Annotated in this window: 12 protein-coding genes; 1 reads left to right on the top strand and 11 read right to left on the bottom strand. The window is 64.6% G+C overall.

Features of this window, described 5'->3' with window-relative positions; genetic code table 11:
- Positions 1-36: 36 nt before the first annotated feature.
- Positions 37-1167: a glycosyltransferase family 4 protein gene (locus tag RCH15_RS03270; RefSeq protein WP_326957999.1), complete on the top strand. Its 1131-nt coding sequence runs from the start codon at positions 37-39 to the stop codon at positions 1165-1167.
- 24 nt (positions 1168-1191) lie between these two features.
- Here the strand turns inward: RCH15_RS03270 and RCH15_RS03265 are convergent, their stop codons facing one another.
- The 11 genes from RCH15_RS03265 to pth all read right to left on the bottom strand — a co-directional run bounded on the left by RCH15_RS03265 (position 1192) and on the right by pth (position 20435).
- Entirely contained in the window at positions 1192-2529 is a 1338-nt protein-coding gene (locus RCH15_RS03265) for a glycerophosphodiester phosphodiesterase (RefSeq protein ID WP_326957997.1), read from the bottom strand.
- Positions 2530-2937: 408 nt separating this feature from the next.
- A complete protein-coding gene (locus tag RCH15_RS03260) occupies positions 2938-6282 on the bottom strand; it encodes a PKD domain-containing protein (RefSeq protein WP_326957995.1) in 3345 nt (1114 codons plus the stop codon).
- 12 nt (positions 6283-6294) lie between these two features.
- A complete protein-coding gene (locus tag RCH15_RS03255) occupies positions 6295-7557 on the bottom strand; it encodes an O-antigen ligase family protein (protein ID WP_326957994.1) in 1263 nt (420 codons plus the stop codon).
- A 116-nt stretch (positions 7558-7673) separates the two neighbouring features.
- Entirely contained in the window at positions 7674-9215 is a 1542-nt protein-coding gene (locus RCH15_RS03250) for a hypothetical protein (protein ID WP_326957992.1), read from the bottom strand.
- Positions 9216-9259: 44 nt separating this feature from the next.
- Positions 9260-10612 (bottom strand): hypothetical protein, encoded by a 1353-nt coding sequence (locus RCH15_RS03245; protein WP_326957990.1) that lies wholly within the window; start codon positions 10610-10612, stop codon positions 9260-9262.
- Between the two features lie 5 nt (positions 10613-10617).
- Positions 10618-11421, bottom strand: coding sequence for a WecB/TagA/CpsF family glycosyltransferase (locus RCH15_RS03240; protein ID WP_326957989.1), 804 nt, complete (start codon positions 11419-11421; stop codon positions 10618-10620).
- 37 nt (positions 11422-11458) lie between these two features.
- Positions 11459-11914 carry an adenylyltransferase/cytidyltransferase family protein gene (locus RCH15_RS03235; protein ID WP_326957988.1) on the bottom strand — a complete coding sequence of 152 codons (456 nt, stop codon included), beginning with the start codon at positions 11912-11914 and terminating at the stop codon, positions 11459-11461.
- A gap of 57 nt (positions 11915-11971) precedes the next feature.
- Entirely contained in the window at positions 11972-13510 is a 1539-nt protein-coding gene (locus tag RCH15_RS03230) for a sugar transferase (protein WP_326957986.1), read from the bottom strand.
- A 717-nt stretch (positions 13511-14227) separates the two neighbouring features.
- Complete coding sequence (locus tag RCH15_RS03225) at positions 14228-16933, bottom strand: LuxR C-terminal-related transcriptional regulator (protein WP_326957984.1); 2706 nt, start codon at positions 16931-16933, stop codon at positions 14228-14230.
- The gene (locus RCH15_RS03220; protein ID WP_326957982.1) at positions 16920-19661 is read right to left on the bottom strand and encodes a helix-turn-helix transcriptional regulator; all 2742 of its coding nucleotides are present in this window, start codon (positions 19659-19661) and stop codon (positions 16920-16922) included. Before RCH15_RS03220 ends, RCH15_RS03225 begins: the two co-directional genes overlap by 14 nt.
- 186 nt (positions 19662-19847) lie before the next feature.
- Positions 19848-20435 (bottom strand): aminoacyl-tRNA hydrolase, encoded by a 588-nt coding sequence (gene pth, locus RCH15_RS03215; protein WP_326957980.1) that lies wholly within the window; start codon positions 20433-20435, stop codon positions 19848-19850.
- Positions 20436-20505: the final 70 nt, after the last annotated feature.

The raw sequence follows: 20505 nt of genomic DNA, 5'->3' as shown, positions 1-20505 counted from the left end.
AACCGCTACCGTTCGGATCATCCTAGCGGAGAGGACATGGTAGTAGAGCAGGAGCGCAAACTGCTTAAGGATGGCGGGCATGAGGTGGCCGAATATATCCGCCGCAGCGACGACATTTCCGGCATGTCGGTCGCCCGTAAAGCAGAGTTGCCGCTGCGGGTCACGTGGTCACTGCAGGATCAAATAGCGATGATGAATGAACTGCGGCGGCAAGATTTCGACGTGATCCATCTGCATAATTCGTTTCCGCTGATCAGTCCGTCTATTCTGGCGGCCGCCCGCCAATCTCGTGTTCCAGTCGTAGCGACGCTCCACAACTACCGCCTTGTGTGCGCTGCCGGAACGCTGTTGCGCGACGGCGGTCCCTGTTTCGAGTGCCTCCACGGCTCCCCGTTGCCTGCGATCACACATGCGTGTTACCGCGATAGTCGCGTTGCCACCGCTCCGCTGGCTTTGTCGATTGGAGCGCACCGCGCCCTGGGAACCTGGCAGCGGGGCGTCGAGCGCTTCATCGTGATGAGCAAATTTGCTCAAGGGATCATGACGGAGGCTGGTTTACCAGCCGAAAAAATTACCATAAAACCCCATTTCGTTCCGACCCCTTCCCGGGTCCGGGAGGGAGAGGGAACCTATGGGCTCTACCTCGGACGGCTCTCCGTGGAGAAAGGCGTCGCAACGCTCATCGAGGCCTGGGACCCCTCGCTTGGGACCCTGATGATTGCCGGTGACGGGCCGCTGCGTCAAAAACTGGAAGAGCAGGCAGCCGGGCACGGCAACTCCGTCCGCTTTCTCGGTTCGCTGGACCGCCCAGCGGCTTTGGAATTACTGTTGAATGCCCGCTATCTTGTCAGTTCGTCGAAAGCGTTTGAAACTTTCGGACTGAGCGTAGTAGAAGCGTTTGCCCATGGCGTGCCCGCAGTGGTGCCAAATCAGGGAGTGTTTCCGGAACTGGTTCGCCATGGCCAGAACGGCTTCACCTTCCAGCCCGGGGATCCGCTGTCCTTGCGTCGGGCGCTGCAAGAGATCAGTGACCCTGCAGTCTCCGCGCGGCTGGGGGCGGCAGCCCGAGTGGACTACCTCTCCCACTTCACTCCGACGGTCAACTTGAACGCCCTCGAAGCCATCTACGGCGATGTCGTTGCGCGCAAGGGAGCTCCTCGCCGCTGACACGTCCGGGACGAGGAGCTCCCGTCAGCCGACCTCGACCTGCCGGAACTCTACCGGCTGCTTTCCTTGATAGTTCTTGGTGAGCCCGAAGTAACCGCCCCGGTAGGACGCAGTGCGCGCTGCTGCGCGGGTCTCCTTCCCGTCGAGCCGGGCAAAGGTGATCTCCCGAGGGCTGACATCCACCCGGAACCGCATCCACACACCTGCCTTGGGCGCATCCGATCGAGCCTCACCCAGCAGCTCCCCGTCCAGCGATCCAGCTTCCCGGGCGAAGAGCCGCAGGGTGCCCGCGCTGTCAATGCTGACATGGTAGCCGGCCACCGTGGCTGGCACGGTGGGGCGGTACGGCTGATCATCGGCCTGGCCGAACGCGATTCCGGCGGAGCCGCTCTTATCCGGAACGGCCATCGGCCACCTCATGTCAAAGGAAAGCGAGTAGGTGTCCTTTGTCACGGGGCACATGGATCCGAGCGTGTAGCTGGAGCTGGCCTCATTGTTCAGGCTGACGGAGGAAAACTCCGGCTGCAGCGTAGGCTGGTAGCTCGGCGCCAGGATCCAGGGCAAATCCCCGGCGGCCCGCACACCGGATGCAAATTCGTCCCGCGTGTTGGTTGGGTTGCTGCCGGAGGCGTAGGGAAAGTTCGAACACATAAGCCCCGTGACGCCCAGCGCGCTCACCCGTTCCCGCATCCACCGGGTATGGATCTCCCAGCAGATCACCGGCTTGCCATAGCCAACGAGGGCCTTGATCTCCTCGTCGGAGGCGCCGTGGTAGATGCCCAGAAAATCAAAGCCCGCCGCGAAGTCCGCAAACCGGATCTGGACGTTGTCAACAAAGTAGCCCCACGCCTTATATCCCCGCGCTTTGGCCTCCGCGAGGTGTTTGGCGGCCGCAGTCTGCTTCCACACAAAGTGCTCTCTGGAATTTGGATAGCTGTCCATAAGATCCAAGAGGGCAGTGGTATTCGTACCTTGCTTGTCCTCAAGGAAAATGACGCTGGTGGCTGCGTGCGCATCCAGCACATCCTTGAGTCGTGGAATGGTCGCGAGCGGCGCCTTCGGCCCGATCCAGGACCGCGAGTCATTGCGCAAGGTTTCTAGTTCCTCAAAAGTCACCTCGCTGATCTGCAGGTTCCGGCCCGTCATCCGTTCGGTACTGAGGTCGTGATGGCAGACGAGGACTCCGTCACTCGTGGCGGAGACGGAGACCTCAATTGCCTTCGCACCGTATTGAAGGGCATGTGAATAGGCCTCGGCTGTGTGTTCGGTCCAATTGTCACCCGACCCGCGGTGGGCGATGTAGAACGGCGTCGTGGACATGAGCTCCGTCAGTGTGTGCACCTGCGCTGCCGGCTGTGACACGCCGGCACGGGCCCCTCCGCTGTTCGGCAGTTCAGCTCCGCCACAGGCAGTGAGCAGCGCCCCGCTTCCCAGGGCCGTCAGCAGCTGGCGCCGTGACAGAGCCCGGCTCGGGGGCACGTTCTGAGGTAGTTTGCTAGGGAACAAGGCGTCCCTCCCCTCTGTAGGGCGCGCGTTCGGGGTTACCGGGGCGCCCGCTCGTCGTCGTCGGTCGCCCAAGGGCCTCAAAACGACCCCTGGTTCGGGCCAAATACCTGCCGGGTCGGCGGCCAGCCGGGAACATTGCCGGCCGGCCGCCGGGCCCCGCACCCGTCACCGGACCGCGCGCGTTCGCACTACTCGGCACCGGACGCCAACCGTTGGCGCCGGCTCCGCGGGCATCAATGGAAGCTTGCACGGTCCGGTCCTTTCTCAACGCGGAGTGGTCAGGGAGTATTCGGACAACCGGGCAGTGACGGGAGCATTAATTGCTGATCCCGACAGTTGCAACAGGACGCCAGTGTAGCCGGGCGCCTGAAGTCCGGCCGTGGTATCAGTAGCCTGCAGCTGCCACGCATCCGGTTCCGCCCCGCTGGTTGCCCACAGTTTGGCCTTGATGTCGGTGCTTCCCTGCCCTGTGACCTGGATGCGGACCCCTAGCTGCTGGCTGTTCGTGCCGGTTAGTCCTGCGATCACGGTTTCCGGCGCAAGGTAAGTCTCGACACCGGCAGCGGTGGTCCGGACTATGGCCAGGGACATCTTGCCGGCCGAGGTGAACCGGACTTTGGCCCGGTACTCGCCCTGGTTGGCAACCGAACGTCCCACGGCAGCCAGATATACCCCGCCGCCGGTGGCCGGCTTATCGAGAGATACCTGGAAGGAGAGGTCAGTGTCGGCTGCTGTTACATTTTTCAAATAGGCGCCCGGCGCGTTCCCCGCCCCAAGCATGATCCAATTGCCAACGCCGCCGGAAACCGAGTACCGGCTGGTCGACCCAAGCACTGTCCAGGCTCCCCCGACATCGGCCGTACCCAACCCTGAGGCAACGACGCGGGCGAAGGTGTCCTTGGCGAGCACCGAGCCAGCTGGCGCGGCCTTCGGTGTGACGGCCCGGGTTGCTTCGGCTGTAGCGCCCTTGTCATCGGTTACCGAGAGCTTGACGTCATAGCTTCCAGCCGTGGTGTAGGCATGGGTCACAGTTTTGCCGGTGCCCGTCGCCCCGTCGCCGAAGTCCCACTGCCAGGAGATGACACTTCCGTCCGCATCCGATGAGGTCGAAGCGTCAAAGGCGCAGCTGAGTGCATCGCACGCGGCAGTCAGCGCAGCCACCGGCGCCTTGTTCGGAGCCGTGACGGTGACCGGTTGCGTGACGCTGGTGCTCGACCCGAGGTTATCAGTCACCGTCAGCCGTACCTGAAAAGTCCCGGCTGCTGAGTACGCGTGCGACGGCGTGGTGCCGACGTCGGTCTGGCCGTCGCCGAAGTCCCATGCCATTTCCGAAACAGTGCCGTCGGAATCAGATGAGGCGGAGGCATCGAACCCACAGCTTAGCCCCGTGCATGCTTGGCTGAAGGAAGCAACCGGCGCCTGGTTGGCGCTGCCGAGGTTGTAGTGCCACTGGACGTCCGAGGAGGTCAGCTGGATCGGGTAGACGGCCACTTCGTCGACGCTGCCCACCATGGCCCGCGATGTTGGCTGATTCGGCCAGCCGTTGAGGTTATCTGCTCCTACTCTCCAGTAACCGGCGTATCCCTGCGCCGCCGTGGGAGTGTTGGTGCCCTGGCTGACACCATCCACGAACAGTTCGGAACGGCCCGGCACCATCGTAGCGACGACGTGATGCCATTTCCCGTCATTGAGCGCGGCGCCACTGGTTACCGTCGTGGCTGAGCCGGTCCACACGCCGAAAACCACCTTGCCGTCGTTTTGCATGAAAACGTGGCGGTCGTAACTGCCGCTCTGGTTCGCCTGGCTGCTGCCGAAGCCGACAATCCGTCCCCCGGAAGTAGTGGTGGTCTTGATCCAGGATTCCAGGGAGAAGGTCTGCGGACCGGCCTGTGACAGGCCGCTCGCCATGTTGCTGTTGCTGTCGGTCAAATCAGCAGACGTGGTGCCGGCCAGGATTCCGGCCCCGCCGAGGTTTACGGATTGGTAGGTGCCGGTATTACTGCCGGCGGAGTCCGCCGCAACCGTACCGCTGGTCTCCTCAAAGCGCCAGAAGCTGCCGGCGCCGTCGCCCTTCACGGTGTCCTGATAGTTTGCGGACATTGAGGCAACAGTGACATACGGGGTCCAGTAGGACTGGACCGCGACTGTACCGTCGGATGCTTCGATCCGGTAGGCCGCTTGTGTACCCGGGGTGAGATTCTTGTCAATGAATGTCAGCGTCGGGATGTCCCAGAACCGGGACCGGATGACCTGCGTCAGGATCGGCTGAGTGCTCCCTGCCCGGTACAGGTTGTAGGTCAGGTTTTCATCGTCCTTGTCGGTCGTAGCCTTGAAGGTGACCTTGACTTGGCCAGGGCGGGTGCTCGAGGCCGACGGAGTCAAGGGTCGCGTCGGGGCTGTTTCCGGATCTGCCTGGAACCTCGTCACGCCCTGCTGGACGGCCCCGTTGACCGTGGTGAAATCTCCACCAACCCAGAGCTGTTTGCCATCGGTGGCCATGGCGAAAGGACCAACCTTGGTCACTCCCGCCGCATTTGTCTGCGGGTACCAGCCAGCCAGCTTTCCGTTGTCGGGGCGCTGTACCAGCAAGTAGCGGTTGCCAACCTGGGGGAAGTCTCCCTCGCTGCTGCAGTCGTGGGCATGCGAGCCCTTGTAGAGCCAGCCACCCACGAGGGCGATAGCTTCCGTGGCGCCGAGGCAGTTGTTCTTCCACTTCAGCGCGCCGCTGGTGAGGTCCGCGGCCCATGTGCCGTCAAAGCAGCCTCCACCGTCGCCGGAGTTGGCAAAGTAGACGGTGTTTTGGTCCGTGATGATGTCACGCACAATCGAGACGCACCCGGCGCTCTTGGGCGGAACCGCCGTCGCTGCCGGGAAAGGCAGCAGTACACCCTCCGCGCTGTCTACAAGGCCGACGGCCCAGGAGGGAAGTCCACCAAGTGTGTCGAAGGCACCGCCCACGTAGACCTTGCTTCCGTCGGGCGCAGGGCGCACCACCTTGACGTCGAAGTTTGCGTTCGGGTTCCAGGGCAGAAGGGCCCCGTCGCTGGCCTGCACAGCAGCCAGCCGGTTCCGGACGGCGCCTGAAACGGCTCCGAACGACCCGCCAAAGAAGACTTTTGTGCCCTGCGCGGCGATCGTAGCCACGCGGTAGCTCACGTTGGGCCGGAAGTTCGACACCAGAGTCAGGGTGTTGGTGTCAATGGCGGCGATCCGTTGCCGCGCCTGCCCCGCGATCTGGGTAAAGTCGCCGCCGACGTAAACACGGCTTTGGTCCTCCGACGCCGCCAGGGACCAGACCTTACCGTTGGGCTGTGGCGCAAAGGACAGCAGGTTTCCGGACACGGCATCAACGACAGCCAGATAGGTCCGGGAGGTTTCCTGGGTCCCCGCGGCTGCACCCGGCGGCCGTACTGCGGTGAACTCGCCGCCGATAAAGACTTTGCCCTTGGCGTAGGCCAGAGCCCGGACGGTGTTGTTGGTCTGCCACATGGGTGAGCTGGTGGCTGACAGCGCCGTCTCCCGTGCGAAAGCAGGCGAAACAAGTCCTCCCAGCAGCAGCAGCAAGGCTGCCACAACTCCGGCGGGGCGCAATACGTGTCTGGTGTACATCGCGTACCTCTCTTAGATGGTCTCTGGTTGCGTGGAAGACCGACGCAACCGATGGCTAATTTGACGCTGCCGGACCTGTCGGGCCGCAGATTTGTCCCGCTTATCAGCCCTGTCCACTGCACTGATCAGGACTGCAACGAGAACCAGGAGCGTCATCGAGGAGAAGTCGCAGAGACCGCTCTCGTTGACGGAGGCAACCAGAACGTACGTCATGAGGAACCCGGCGAACGACCGTGCGGAATATCCGGGCGTTCTGAGGGCGTATACCGACGCTGCTAGGACAGCCAGCGCAACGAGCGCCGCCCCCACCGCCCCGGTCTCCCAGAAACTGTCGAGCCAACTGTTGTCAATCGGCACCACGTTGATATCGCCCTGTCCCCGGCGGAGGAGGATGCGTTTGTCCCCCAAACCGTGACCAAACCAGAACAACTGTGGATCGTAGGGTCGGCTGAGGATGAAATCCCACGCTGCGGTGCGGCCGCTCAGCTTCTGTAGCTGCTCGCTGTCCTGGCCCCGCATCGCCCAGTCAATGATGCCGGGAAGGAAGGGCAGGGCCAGGGCGAGGAATCCCCCCACTAAGGCGAGGCCGCGGCGTCCGGCCGCTGACTTCAGCGCAGCTCCGAAAGCGACGAGGAGCCCCAGCACCAAGGCGAGCGCCGCCGTGCGCGTGTGGCTAAAGACGACGAGGGCAGTTCCGACCACGAGGGCGGGGACCAGGGCGGGGAGGCCAATCTTCCGCTGCGCCCACAGGATCGCCGTCAAGCCCACCAGCACGGCGCCTATTTCCCCGACCCGGGGAGCCATCATTGGCAGGAAAGCCCCCACCAGCCGGGCCGATTGGAAGGGCTTTCCCTCCTGCCAGGCCAACTGCGGCGAAAGGACAACTCCGGCAACAACTGTCAGTGCCAGGCCGGCGTAGGCCGCCGTGTTGGCGTAAACAATGAGCTGGAAACGCCCGCGCACAACTGACCAGAGCAAAACCGGCACTATCAGAGCCAGAACGAGCCGGGTGCCGCGCAGCATGGCCTGCAGTGCGTCCGGCTGGAAGGCTGAAGAGATCACCACGTACATGCCGTAAAGCAGATACAGTGCCAGGGGTGCCGGGACCCGCAGTGCTGCCCGCGGCGGCAGCACCAGAAGGAGGGCAACGACACACAGCATCAGCGCGGCCCCCTTGAGGGCGCTGCTGCTGCTGCTGTCTCCCCCCACAGCGGGGTCCACCCTGGACCAGGGCTGCACTGTGAGCAGCAGCAGTCCCAAGACGAGGCCGAGCACGACAAGGGCTGTCCCGTTAGTGAGCCGGCCGGCCCTGGCCCATGGTTCAGGTGCTGGAGCGTCCGGGAGGCTCCCTCCAAAAATTCGGCTTGGACCGGTTGCGGCCCGGAGCGTACTCATGACTTTGTACCCGCCGTCGTGGGCAACTTAGGGTCCGTTTCGGCGGTCGGCATCTCGGAGCGCAGGGCCCGGCTGGAACCGGTCCGCTCGGTGCCGGCTTTCCGTGCTTTCAGGGCCCCTGCCCGGGTGCCGGAACGGTGCTGTCGTCCTCCACCCTTGGCCTGATCGGCGACGAGGATTGCCACAACTGGCAGATTGGCCGCGTTGAGTTCAGCTACGGCCCGTTCCAGATTCTGGACCCGGTCCTTCCCCAAGTGCACCATCAGGACGGTGGGACCGGAGAAACCCGCCGGCAGGCCGTTGTGGGTTCCGCCGGCCTCGAGGTGCGGACCGGTTGCCAGCAGCAACAGATCGTATGTTCCGGTTGGCGACGGGGTGGTGCCGAAAACGGCTGACGCTTCACATCCGATGTCACTGTTGACACTTGCGAGCTCGCGACCGGACAGCGCACACAAAGGTGTGTAACTCTCCCTCGTGCCAAGGAGATGGGCGATATCGGCCCCGGTTTCCTTGGAGAGGGCGGCGACCGCCACGGAACCCAGGCTCGCATGCCCGCCTGCTGCCAAGTCCAGCAGCACGGCTGCGCCGAGCGTAGTGGGCGTCAGCGGCCTGACTGCCACCTGCTCCGAGGACATTCCGAGCATCGTGCTCGACTTCTGCACGGAACGGAACACCAACTCACCGGCGCCGCTGCGCTGTTGACCGCCCAGCTCGAAGATTTCAGTGAGCCCGGTGGCCCGCACGATGTCCCGCCGGTCCATGATCCGGTCGCTGATTTGCCGGCGACCGACAGCAAGAGCCACGCCGCCCAGCAGGCCTACGGCGAGCCCCAGGAGGATGAACATCAGCATCGAGGGTGACGCGTCCACGGTCGCTGAGCTGCCGGGGCGAAGCACTGAACCGCCGCCGTTGAAGTTCTTGACAGCGTCATCGAGTGCAGCCGCTGTCGATTCCGCACTGATCGCTGCGTGTTCGAATCCTTCCTTTTTGGTGAGGATGCTCGCGGCGAAGCCGGCGTTGGATGCCTGGGCGCTGGCAAGAGGATCGGCGAGCGAAGCCGCCGAGGCGAGGGCGTCCTTGGCGGCTGTGTGAGCCCGCTCCGCCAGGATGCTCATGTCGGCACGGCCGATGTCGGCCCGGTATTGCAGGAATGCGGCGGCGACAGCATTGACGTTCTCCGACGCTTCTTGCGGGGTCGACCCGACCGCAGAGACCGCGAAGGAATTATCTGTTGTTGCTGTTGCCTTGACACTGGACCGGAGCGCAAACGAATCCCGCTCATCAAGGCGTAGGGCTTGAGCGGCCACGTCCACAACGGTCGGGCTCGCTATGATGCGCGCCTGCGTTTCAGCAGGCAGCTCCAAGCCAAGTGCACCCGCCTTGGCGATTGCCGGTTGCGATGCAACTTCCACCGGGAGCGAGTAGTTTCCGGTGACCAGCTCTGCACGCGCAGTGTAGGTGACGGGGTTGCGCAGTGCTATTCCTGCACCGGCAAGTCCACCGATCAGTGTGAAGGCAACGATGATTTGCCAGTGCATTCTGAGCAGTTGCTTGGCTCCATGCCAAACGGACCACGATTCGTTCATCGGGGACCCCCAACCTCTCCGGCTTGAGACCGTCCCGCCGTGCGGCGGGCAAAGTCAGACTTCGCAGTTTTGAATGGATACTGCGCCATGACGTTCCTGAACTGCAGGTACCAGAGCACCGCGTTGAAAGCGGCAGCCAGGGCGAGCCCCCAGGCTGCCCCCTGAACTCCCGCGGCGGCCGCCCCCGCGACCGAGAGGATGACAACGAGTGATGAAGTCGCCATCCGGGTCCACATGCTTCTTTTGGCGGCTCCCATGCCGCGCAAACCAACAGCCGCGCCCGTCTTTGCTCCGTTGAACACCTGGACGAGGACCATAGGAAGCACCAGTGCTGAAGCTGTCAACCAGCCGCGCCCGACGAGCTCGGCACCCCAGGATGCCGGCAGGAGCATGACGGTGAGCCCCCAGAGGAGAGCCCCGACCGCCACGACCAGGGAAAACCCTGATGTGACGCGCAAAAATCGCGAGCGTCCGGAGGCGAGGGCTCGGGCGGCCTCTGGTACCGCGACGACACCAAGTCCCTGGACCAACACGTTGACCGGTCCCAGCAGAACAAGAGCCAATTTCATCTCGCCCACCGCCGAGAGCCCGACAAAGCCGCCAATCGCGAAGAATACGATCTGTTGGGCCCCATTGATGGCTACGCCTTCAACGAGGAAGGGGGCCCAGAGCCCACGTTGGGAGTTCAGCCAGGTATTGATCAGGCGGATTCCCGGTACGACCCGGCACTGGAAACATCCGACGACGGCAGACACGGTAGCCGCGGCGCCCCAGGCAAGAATTAGCGTGGCTGAGTTGGCATTGCCGGAGAGGATGACGCCAGCGAAGGCCGGTGCCATGAGTGCGGCCCACAGCAGATCGTTATTGAAGGCGGACCGTCCGCGCCCCGCCCCGAAGAGGATCTGGCGGACGCTGTCCTGAACCAGCAGCCCCGGGAGGCTGACACCCAAGCAGACGGCCAGTGACCGGTATTCCTCCGGCAGCATCTGGCTGAGCACCAATGCCATTGCTAGAAAGGCAACCCCGGTCAGGAGCGCCACTCCGGTGACAGCGGCCCGGGCCCGGTGAAGGTCCTCCGGCTCGCCTATGACGAACCTGACGGCGAAGGGTTCCGTTGCAAGAGCCCTGGAGATCCCCAGGATGAAGCAGTAGGCGGAGAAGGCCAGTGCATAGGCGCCGAAATCCGAAACGCTGACGGACCTGGCCACGAGGATTCCAACGGCGAAGTTGGTCAGGCTGCTGAGGGCCTGGTCTCCGAGCCCCCAGCCGACTCGTTTCACCGCCCCGGCGTGCCCCGACCGGGCGCGGCGCCCTCTGACCGGGCCGGGCGCAGCATCGGCTCTTGTCATGACTCTCACGTGGATTCCACGAGCTTCGGAGCACTGCGGCACAGGGCCAAAGCAAAGACGGGGACGTTGCGGGTGTAGCGCCTCCACAAGCGGCCGGGTTCCTGCGCAAAGCGGTATGCCCATTCGAGGCCGTTCCGCTGCATCCAAAGAGGCGCCCGGCTGACTCGCCCGGCGTGCATATCAAAGGCGCCACCGACGCCGATTAACAGCGGCGCGTTGAGGCGGCCGCGGTAGTGGTCCATCCAGCTCTCCTGCTTGGGTGCACCCAGGCCGACCCAGACGATCTTGGCGCCCGAATCGTTGATTTCCTGGGTCAAAGCCGTTTCCTCGTCCGGCGTGAGCTCGCGGAAGGGAGGGGACTGGCATCCGGCCACCTGGAGCCCGGGGATGGTCCGGCTGAAATTTTCGATCATTTCTTCCGCGACGTGTGGCGCACCGCCCAAAAAGTACGACGACCATCCGCGCTCGGCGGCGGCCTTCAGGAGCGCCGGCATCAGGTCGGGCCCGCACACCCGGCCCATCCAGTCAGCACCTGCGCTCTTGCCGGCCCACACCAGGGGCACACCGTCCGGAACAGTCATCGTGGACGCGTTGAAGATCCGGCGGAGTTCCGGGTCGCGGCGTGCGTGGAGCAACGCGTTGACGTCCGTGACGCAGACGTAGCCCCGGCGCCCGTCGTCGATGTGGCGAATCAGGCGGTCCAGGGCCTGCGGCATATTCACCGCGCTTATGCGGACGCCCAGGATGTCCACCCGCAGGGTTGATGACAGGAGACCCCCGCCCTGCCCGGAATGTGAAGTTGAGACCATGTAAATTTTCCCCCTCGGAAAATGTGCAACCAGGCAGCTAAGCGAAGTTTGCTGTCGTGTTTCCTTGTTCGGACTCCAAAATCTGTGCCAGCGCGCGGCGCAAAACCGTGCTGGAGGTATGCATCGTGTAGGGGAAGTAGACGACTTCCACTCCGATACTCGATAGTTGTTGCTCGAGCGAGATCCCTTTCTCCGTGCCCCGCCAGTCGTCGCCCTTAAAGAAAACGTCAAAGGGGGTGTCCCGCCAGGTGTCGATACGGCTGGGATGGACCTCGGCCACCGCTTCGTCCACGTACCGGATGTTCCGAACGATTTCGAGCCGTTCAGCCAGCGGTACAACGGGCGCCCGGCCTTTTGTCGCTAGCAGCAGCTCATCCGACACCACGCCGGCGATGAGGTGGTCGCAGTGTTGCCGGGCCTGGGCCAGAAGATTCAGGTGCCCGACGTGGAAGAGGTCGAAAGCTCCGGCTGCGTAGCCAATGCGAGTGTTCAATGGGGTGTCCTTAGTACCTGGGGCTGTCGGTGGGGATCTTGCGCCGGTGCCGGCCGTTCAGTAAGCGCCGACGGGCTTGATCATCTGCAGCGCGGTGCGCCAGATGATGATGAGGTCCCCGGCCAGTGACCAGTTCTCCACGTAGTACAGGTCCAGCCGAATGCTGTCCTGCCAGTTCAGTTCCGACCGGCCGTTTGTCTGCCACATTCCCGTGAGTCCGGGCTTGATGTAGAGGCGGCGGTGCGCCCGGTTCTTGTAGCCATCGACCTCGCGCTGAAGCGGTGGCCGGGGCCCGACCAGGCTCATATCCCCCTTGAGAATGTTCCAAAACTGCGGGAGCTCATCCAGGGAGTATTTGCGCATCCAGCGGCCAACCTCTGTCACCCGGGGGTCGTGCTGCATTTTGAAGAGCACCCCGGATCCCTCGTTTTGATCCAGCAGCCCGGCGAGATCGTCCTCGGCGGATTCCACCATGGACCGGAACTTGACCATCAGGAACTTCTTGCCGGCCTTGCCGACCCGCTCCTGGCGGAACAAAACCTTGCCGGGGCTGTCGCGCTTGATCAGGATGGCCAGCAGCAGGAAGACCGGAAGCAGGATGAGCAGGGCGCAGGCGGAAGCCACGACGTCAAGGATGCGTTTCAGGGTGTGGCGGGCCCCGGTGTACTGCGGAAGTTCGACGTGCATGAGTGGCAAGCCCTCGACCGGACGTGCATGGATCCGGGGGCCCGCCACGTTGGTCAGCCCGGTGGTGAGGATCAGTTCGGTGGATGACTCCTCCAATTGCCAGCCAAGTTCCTGGATGTACTTGCCACCGCCTTTGCCTGGGCCGGCCACGATCACTGCATCAGCGCCGAGCTCGCGGACCGCGTCCACAATTGACCCGGATTCCTGCACAACGGGAACTGCGCGCCGCCCAAGGCTCAGCCATTTCATCCCGGGGTTTCCGGTCAAGCAGACACCGACGACGCGATAGGCGGCACCGGACTTTTTCTCAATCTGGTTGACGACGTAGCTCACGTCTTTGGGCTTTCCGAGCACCAAAACCTGCGAGAGGTAGTGCCCCTTGGTGCGCTGTCGGCTGAGCCAGCGGCGAAGCGCCCATCGGGAGGCAATGAGGCCCGCCATTCCGAAGGGGAAGGCCAAGGCAAAGTAACTACGGGCGATGTCCACCTGGAACAAGAGGCACAGCATGGCCAGGACGCCCAGCAGTGCCACGGTGGCACTCACCACCCGTTTGTACTCGTCAACGCCGATTCCGACGATTCGGGCGTCGCGGGTCCGGTATGTCCCGAGCGCCGCCATCCATGCCACCGCTACCAGGAGGGAGACCTGGAAGTAGCCGAGGCTGAACCTGCCCACCGCCACTTGGACGTCATCGAGCCCGAACCTCGCTACCTGGGCCGTCAGGGTGACCGAGAAAATGACGCACACATCGTTGATGACCAGCACACGGCGGTACTTGTTACTCCAACGCGTTCCCTCCCCGACGACACGTGCCCGGTGTTGCAGCGGCCGTGAGGCTGCAACCCGGGGGAAGCCGATTGCGCCTGCGGCTAGGACAGGACCCGCGGCGGAGTCACGAACGGCGGTCACGGGCGCACCCAGGTGCGGGCGGAAACGCCGTCCCCGGAAGAAGGCAAAGCTGAAGGAAGAGACGTGCGCATTTCGAGACCCAATTCGTGGCCGTAGCGATTACTGACTGATTGCTATCGCAAACCTATGGGCCGGGCCCGAGGGGCACACGAGTACATTCCACCTATCTTCCCGGCCCCGTTATGGTGTTTGGCGGGGTGGACTACCCGCCGGACTTGCCTCCTGTGCGTGGCCGCTACGTGCCGCTTCCGCCGGACTACCCGCAAATGACCTTGCATAGCCCCGTTTGGGGAAGGCGCACCTCCACGCATCAGGGCGGGCTTTAGCCGACAACGGGCCTGTCCTCGGTGACTGCACGTGCCGGCATCCTTACGGTTTCCGCCAGGGTCAGGGGTTGCTGGCAGGCCTCGAAAACTGCCGGAATTCCTTGCAGACAGGGGCTGAACCGCACCGGCCGGCGCCCACGGGCCGGAACCACGCCGGCACCCGTCCCGAGCATCACTGCCCGTGGCGGCGTGCCGGCGACGCCCGCCGACTGGCCCAGGCAGGGCCTCGATCCACGTCCTGTGGCAGCGCCGGCGCTCATCAGCGGGTGCCGGCACCCGTTGCCGCCCGGTCCACCGAGGTCCGCGGCTACCCGTTTTCCGGAACCCGCCGTTCCGCGGCTACCTGTTTTTCCAAGCTTGCGGTTTGCCGGGCTACCCGGCTGGGTGCGGATCAGCTGCCGGCGATTCCGGGCAGCTGGTCCCGGCCTTTAACGTTGAGCTTGGCGTAGCTTCGGTAAAGGTGCCCTTCAACAGTCCGGATGGACACCTGCAGCTCGGCGGCGATCTGGCGGTCGCTGAGGCCGCGGACCGCCAGCGCTACGATGTCGCGCTCACGCCGGGTCAGCAGGCCAAGCGCGTCGGTCTCCGGTTCCGGCTCCAGGCCGGTGACGCTGTCTGCCCTGGCCAGGCAGCGCTTCCGCTGGGACAGTGCCATGCGCTCGCGCAAGGTGTCACCGGCCGCCTTGTATCCGTTCGCGGCGGCATCATAGGCGAGGGCCGCAAAGCCCCACAGTTCGGCGGCTTCGCAGCTCTTGCCGGCTTCCAGGTGGTCAGCAGCCTGGTCGGTGTCGACGGCGAATGCGTAGGAACAGATAGCGGCGGCCCTGGGGCCCTCCAGCTGGGGCTGCAGCTCCAGCAGTCTGCCGGCGGCATCCCCGTCTCCCAAGGCAAGGCAGAACACCAGCGCGTCGAATTCCAGGCCCGGGGTAGACCCGTCACCGTGCGGCCGGCCCAGCGCGCGGAGCTCGGTCACGGCGCCGGGGTAATGGCCAAGACGCGCCTTTCCGTAGACGACTGCCATCTGCGAGAGGACGCGCAGGTAGCGTGACACCGCCCGCGGCGCGGTTTCGTAGTCGGCCAGGAAAACTGCCGCCCTGTCCTTGGCGCCGGCATCAGCGGCGGCAGCGAAAGCCATGGACGCGGTCAGGGCGAAGAGCTGTTGGGGGTCCGCGAGCCGCAGTGACTCGAGGGCGGCGCTGAGGGTGCCCAACGCCTGGCCGGTTTTGCCCTGGTACAGCTGGATGATGCCGTTCGCCGCGTGGACGCCCCCGCCGAATGAGATCTGGTGGGGCGCCTGGCCGGCGGCCACCCCGGACAGAAGAGCTTCGGCGCCCTGCCAGTCGCCGCCGTGGATGACAGCAGCTGCTGCCCGCGCCACGAGAAATTCCGCGAGGAAATAGAGTTCGTCGTGGCCGGAGCCAGCGGTGTCCAGGGCCTCGGAGACCGCGGCGAAAGACTGGACTGACTTGCCCTGCACCAGAAGCTGCTCCGACGTCAGCGCCAGCCTGAAAGCGGCTTCGAAGGCGTTGGCCGGCGGGCCTGCCCCGTCCTTACCTTCCGCGCCGGAATCCTCCGGGTACTCCCCCGCCAGCGCGTAAACCATCGCATGCATGGTGGCAAAACGTTCCCTGGTGGCCGAAAGAATGCCCTCGGCATCTTCCGGGTTCTTTCCGGCCAGCTCTTCCCCCGCTTCCAGGAGGGCCCGGGCGCGGGCCATGATGTCCGCAGGCGCGTGGCCAAGTGCGGCCTGCACGGCCGCCCACATCAGTGTTCCTGTCAGGAGAACAGCCACGCTCAGCCCCTGGGCAAAGTCACTTTCCAGGATGTCGCGGGCCGCAGCGTAGTCCGAGGTGTTGAAGTAGGTCCGTGCTGTCACGGCCCGGGCGGCGACCTGCAATTCGGGGTCCTTGATCAGGGCGGCTGCCCTGCGGGCCAGCTCGTCCTGGTGCAGCCGGCTGGCCAGAACGGCTGCCCGCAGCAACTGCCGGTCCTCAATGTCGGCGCCGCATTCAATCGACCAGCTGACTTGGCGCAGCAGGCCCTCGGCCGACGTCGGTTCGCTGTCCATCCGCCGCAGGAGGCTCTGGCGCAGCTGCAGGCTGCGGGCCGGAGAAATGAGGTTGCGCAGCGCGTCGCCGTAGACCGGGTGCCACAGGCGCAACTGCGGATGCGGTGAGGGCGTGACGCGGATCATTTCATGCTCCAGGAGTGCCGCTACGGGGTCTTCCCCCACGGTGGACTCAATGAGTTCCCGGGACACCGGTTCGGACAAGGCGATCAGGTTCAGGGCCTGGCGCTCTGCCGGCGAGCGCCGGAGCAACTGCCGGCGCACCACATCGGTCAGCCGATCACCGTGGCTTTCAAGCGGACGCGTCAGCAGCCATACCCCGTTGTGTCTGCGCAGAGTCCCGTCACTTTTCGCGTCGTCGATGAGTCCGTTAAGCAGCAAGGGGTTGCCTTCGGAAGCCTCCCAAAGGGTGTCGGCGACGCCGGGCAGCACCTGCGGTCCCAGCGCGCGAAGCAGAATGTCGTTCGTATGCTGACTGGTCAGGGGGCGGAGATCCAGGCGTTCCGCCAGGCCCTCAAACCACAGCTGGAGCAGCGGTTCAGGCAAACCGGGCCTGGTAGCGGAAGCCACGAGGAGTTTCGCCCAACCGGCGGCGGCGAGTTCCACCAGAATGCCGGCGGTCGACTCGTCGAGATCGTGGGCGTCGTCGACGATGAGCAGCAACGGTTTTTCCGCAATCTGGCGTTCCTCCTCCAGACGGGCCCAGAAGGTCCTGAGTACCGCGAGTTGGGAGGTGGCCTCCTGCACGGGCAGCCCGACGAGGAACGGACCCAGCACACCATACGGCACATTCGCCAGCGACGGGCTGCCATGGATCCGGACCGGCGTCACCGAGCTCTGCAGTTCAACCGCGACGGCTTCCAGGAGGGTGGATTTGCCGATGCCACTGTCCCCGAGCAGGAGGACAGCAACGTGGGTGGATCCCTGGATGGCCTCCACCGCCGAACGAAGGTCCTCCGACCGCCCGGTGAGGACCGTGGATTCTTCCCTTGCGTCGGGAGTGGCGGCGTGTTGTCTAAATGAGTCCAAGCAGATCACTTCGCGAGGAAACTCCGAGCTTGGTGAACACTTGGTAAAGGTGCCCTTCCACGGTGCGAACGGATATGCCGATGGCCAGGGCTATGTCCTTGTTGGTGACGCCGTTGCCGGCGAGGGTGGCGATCTGCCGTTCCCTGTCAGTAAGCAGCGGCCCCTTGTTCCTGGGCGTGATCGGCAGTGCCGGTAAGCGTTCGGCGAGGCTTTCCAACATGATGTGCGCGGCACTGGCCTTGCCGCTGAGCCCGGCCGCCTTGGCAAAGTCGAAAGCGAGGGCCGCGCAGCGCGCCTGGACGGCGTCAAGTTCCAGGACCGCGGCCTGGGCCGCGGCTTCCAGCATGATGGCGGCGTCCTTTTTGCGGCTGCCCACGGCAACGGTCCGGGACAGCTCTGCGAGGGGACCCTGCCGCAGCGCCGCGATTTCCTCCAGGAATTCAAAGTCCTTGGTGTTGCCGCTGACGGTGGCCCCGAGCATGAAGATGCCGGCCAGGGTGTACCGGTGCTCCTGGAAGTGTTCCTCGGCCGCCGCCACCAGCCTGGCCTTCGCCGCCGGATCGCCCAGCCACCGCGAGGCCATGTCCATGCAGAAGTCTGCTGAGCTGCGGATCGCGAACCTCGCGGGGCCGTCGGCTGAGCGTGCCCGGTCCAGATAGACCGTGGCCTGAACGGAATTTCCGGTCTGTGCGTAGGCGAAGGCGGTCGCCGCGTAGGCCTGACGCAACGAATGCAGGCTCGGCCTGACCTCAAGCTGCGCGATGGCTGCAAGGAGCGGGCCGAGGGCCATATAACCACGGCCCGCGTAGACGTAGGCGAGTCCAACGGCGAGGTCAGTGGACGCACTGCCGGAATGGAGTCCGTGCCCGGCCCGGCCGCTGGCATCCTTGAGCATGTCGATGCTCTGGCGCCAGAGTCCGGAGAGCAGCAGTACGTTGAATGACCGCCAGGCATAGTTTTCCCGGATCCGCGGAACATTGGACCACTCCCCCAGCTGACCGCCGATCTCGCGGAGCAGCTTGCGGGCCTCGCTTTCCTTTCCGGTCATGCACAGGGCTTCCATCAGGATGATGCCGGATCTGAGCCGGTGCACCGGATTGACCTCGTCCAGGTCCGAAGACGCCGCCGCGGTCAGCCGGTCCATCATCGCCGCGTAGTTGCCGACGAAGGAGAGGTAGTTGAATTCGCAGAGGTCCAGGGACAGCCGGGAACGGGTGAGTTCCTCCGGCGGCGTCAGCGACCGGACCCCGGGCTCCTCGAGACGCGCCCGGGCCCGCTTGATCAGGGCAGGGACCTGACCTGTCCGGTCGGAAAGCCAGGACATACAGTCCACTTTGGCGGCGATCAGCTCTGCGTACGCTTCGGCGCCCAGTGCACTGAGCTGGGCGTCGGAGACGTCATCCAGGGCAGCCATCGCCTGCAGAGGCTGTCCCAGCTGCAGGTAAGCAGCGGACTTCTGCAGCTGCCCCCCGGCCCATTCGGGATCCTGCGGGCTCAGGTTTCCGGCGCATCTAAGCGCAAACTTCGGGTCGAAGAGCCGGACGGCGGCGGCGGCACCTGCCACGGCGTGGGCGGGCGACAGGGGCGCACCGCAGTCGTGGGTCCAAGCTGCGTAGGCCAGCAGGTCCTCGACGGTCAACTCGTTCAGCTCGTCCTGCTGGTGGCCGGGGACCTTGTCCCGCAACTCCAGCCGGCGCTCCACGCTGAGCCAGTTGCGGACGATGTCCCCCAGATAACGGTCACCGAGCGACACCAGGTGCCGGTCAGTCCGGTCAATGACGATCTGGCCTGCATCTTCCATATCCGCAATGACGCCGGGGCTGTACATCCGCGCGAGCCGGGCCAACGGCAGGGTGCGGGCACAGGACAGCACCTCGATGAGTTCACGTGCCACGGGTGTCTCCCGGGCGTAACGCGCCCGGACGATGTCCTCCAGGGCAGTTCGCCCGTCAAGGACCACTTCGTCGATCAAGGTCCAGACAGAGCCGGACAGCACGAGGTTGCCGCGTTCGATTTGTTCCGAGACCACAGCCTGCAGCAGTGTGGGGCTGCCGCCGACCAGATGGTGCAATTGGCTGGCAAGGGCACTGGACACCCTGTGGCCAAGTGCCGCCTGGAGCACGTCCAGGGTTTCCACCTCCGTGAGGTTGGCGAGCCGGACCTCGGCCAGCTGACCGGCGGTGATGAGCCAATAGAAATCAGGCGGCAGGTCCGTGGTCCGCGGGACGGTGGCAACAAGCCGCGCGGTCCGGGTTTGCACAAGGTTCAGCAGGACGCCGGTGCTGAGCTCGTCCAGTGTCCCCGCGTTGTCCAAAAAGATGACGCACTTTCGTCCGGCGGCGTCATCGCGGATCAGAGAGGTGATGCCTTGCAGAATGGCCGTCGGCGAGCCGAGGGAACTCTGCGGCAGGCGGGCAAGAGTGAACGCCAGGCAGCCGTAGGGGGTGGCTGAACCCGGTCCCGCGCTGCGCAACTGGAGGGTATAGACGTCGGGTCCGAGGCCCGCGATGACGGCGCGGCCCACCTGCGTTTTGCCCACCCCGCGGTCGCCGGTGATGACAACACCCACATGCTCGTCGGCGAGCAGGGCACCTCGGACGCGGTCGGCGTCGGCATTGCGCGCGAGACCTGACCACCTGTGCCGGTCCAAAAGACCGGTTACAGGTTCTTGTTCGGCGGGTGCCAATGTAGTGGAAACATTCCCCCAGCCCAGCGATTCCCTCGACATCTAGTTTCCTTCGTACCGCTTTGCGGACAGCAAATCTGACATCGTCCGCTTAGAAGTAGCGTATCCCTATCCCCCGACATGAGAGTAGGGCGATCATATCCGCAATTCAGGAGGCGTGGAAGTAATTCCGGAGTCGGCGCGCTGGGCTCCCTGGCAAGCTCCGGAGGAGGTCCGCGGGCGCTCCGGCTATGGGGCTTTCGCCGGGTGGAACTGCTGCTGCGCCGTCTGGAGACCATTGCGGACCAGGGCCTCCACGGCGTCGGCGGCGGCGTCGATCAGGAAGGGCAGCTCCTTTTTCTCGGTGCCGGAGAAATCCTTCAACACAAAATCCGCTGTGTCCATCCTTCCCGGCGGCCGTCCGACGCCGACCCGGACCCGCAGATAATCCTTCGTGGCAAGGGCCTTGGAGATGTCCCGCAACCCGTTGTGTCCACCTTCGCCGCCCCCCAGTTTCAGTTTCACTGTATTAAAAGGAATGTCGATTTCGTCGTGCACGGCGATGACCCGGTCCGGCTCGATATCGTAGAACCTGGCAAGCGCCGAGACCGGGCCGCCGGAGACATTCATATAGCTCAGCGGTTTTGCCAGCACTACCCGCGGGCCGCCAATGCCCAGCCGCCCTTCCAGGACCTGGGCACGGGACTTGTGCGACTTGAAGCCGCCGCCCATCCGTGAAGCGAGCTCGTCGAGAACCATTTGTCCGACATTGTGCCGGTTGTGGGCATACTCTGCCCCCGGGTTGCCAAGGCCGGCGATCAGCCAAGTCTCTGTCATGGGTCAGTCCTTCGGTAAGCGGGCCGTAGCGGGGTGGCGTTGCCTGGGGAAACGACGGTGGCCGGGCCCC

Origin of the sequence: Arthrobacter sp. MP_M4, from assembly GCF_035984855.1 — a bacterium.
GTDB lineage: Bacteria > Actinomycetota > Actinomycetes > Actinomycetales > Micrococcaceae > Arthrobacter.
This window is presented reverse-complemented; position numbering and strand designations above follow the sequence as displayed.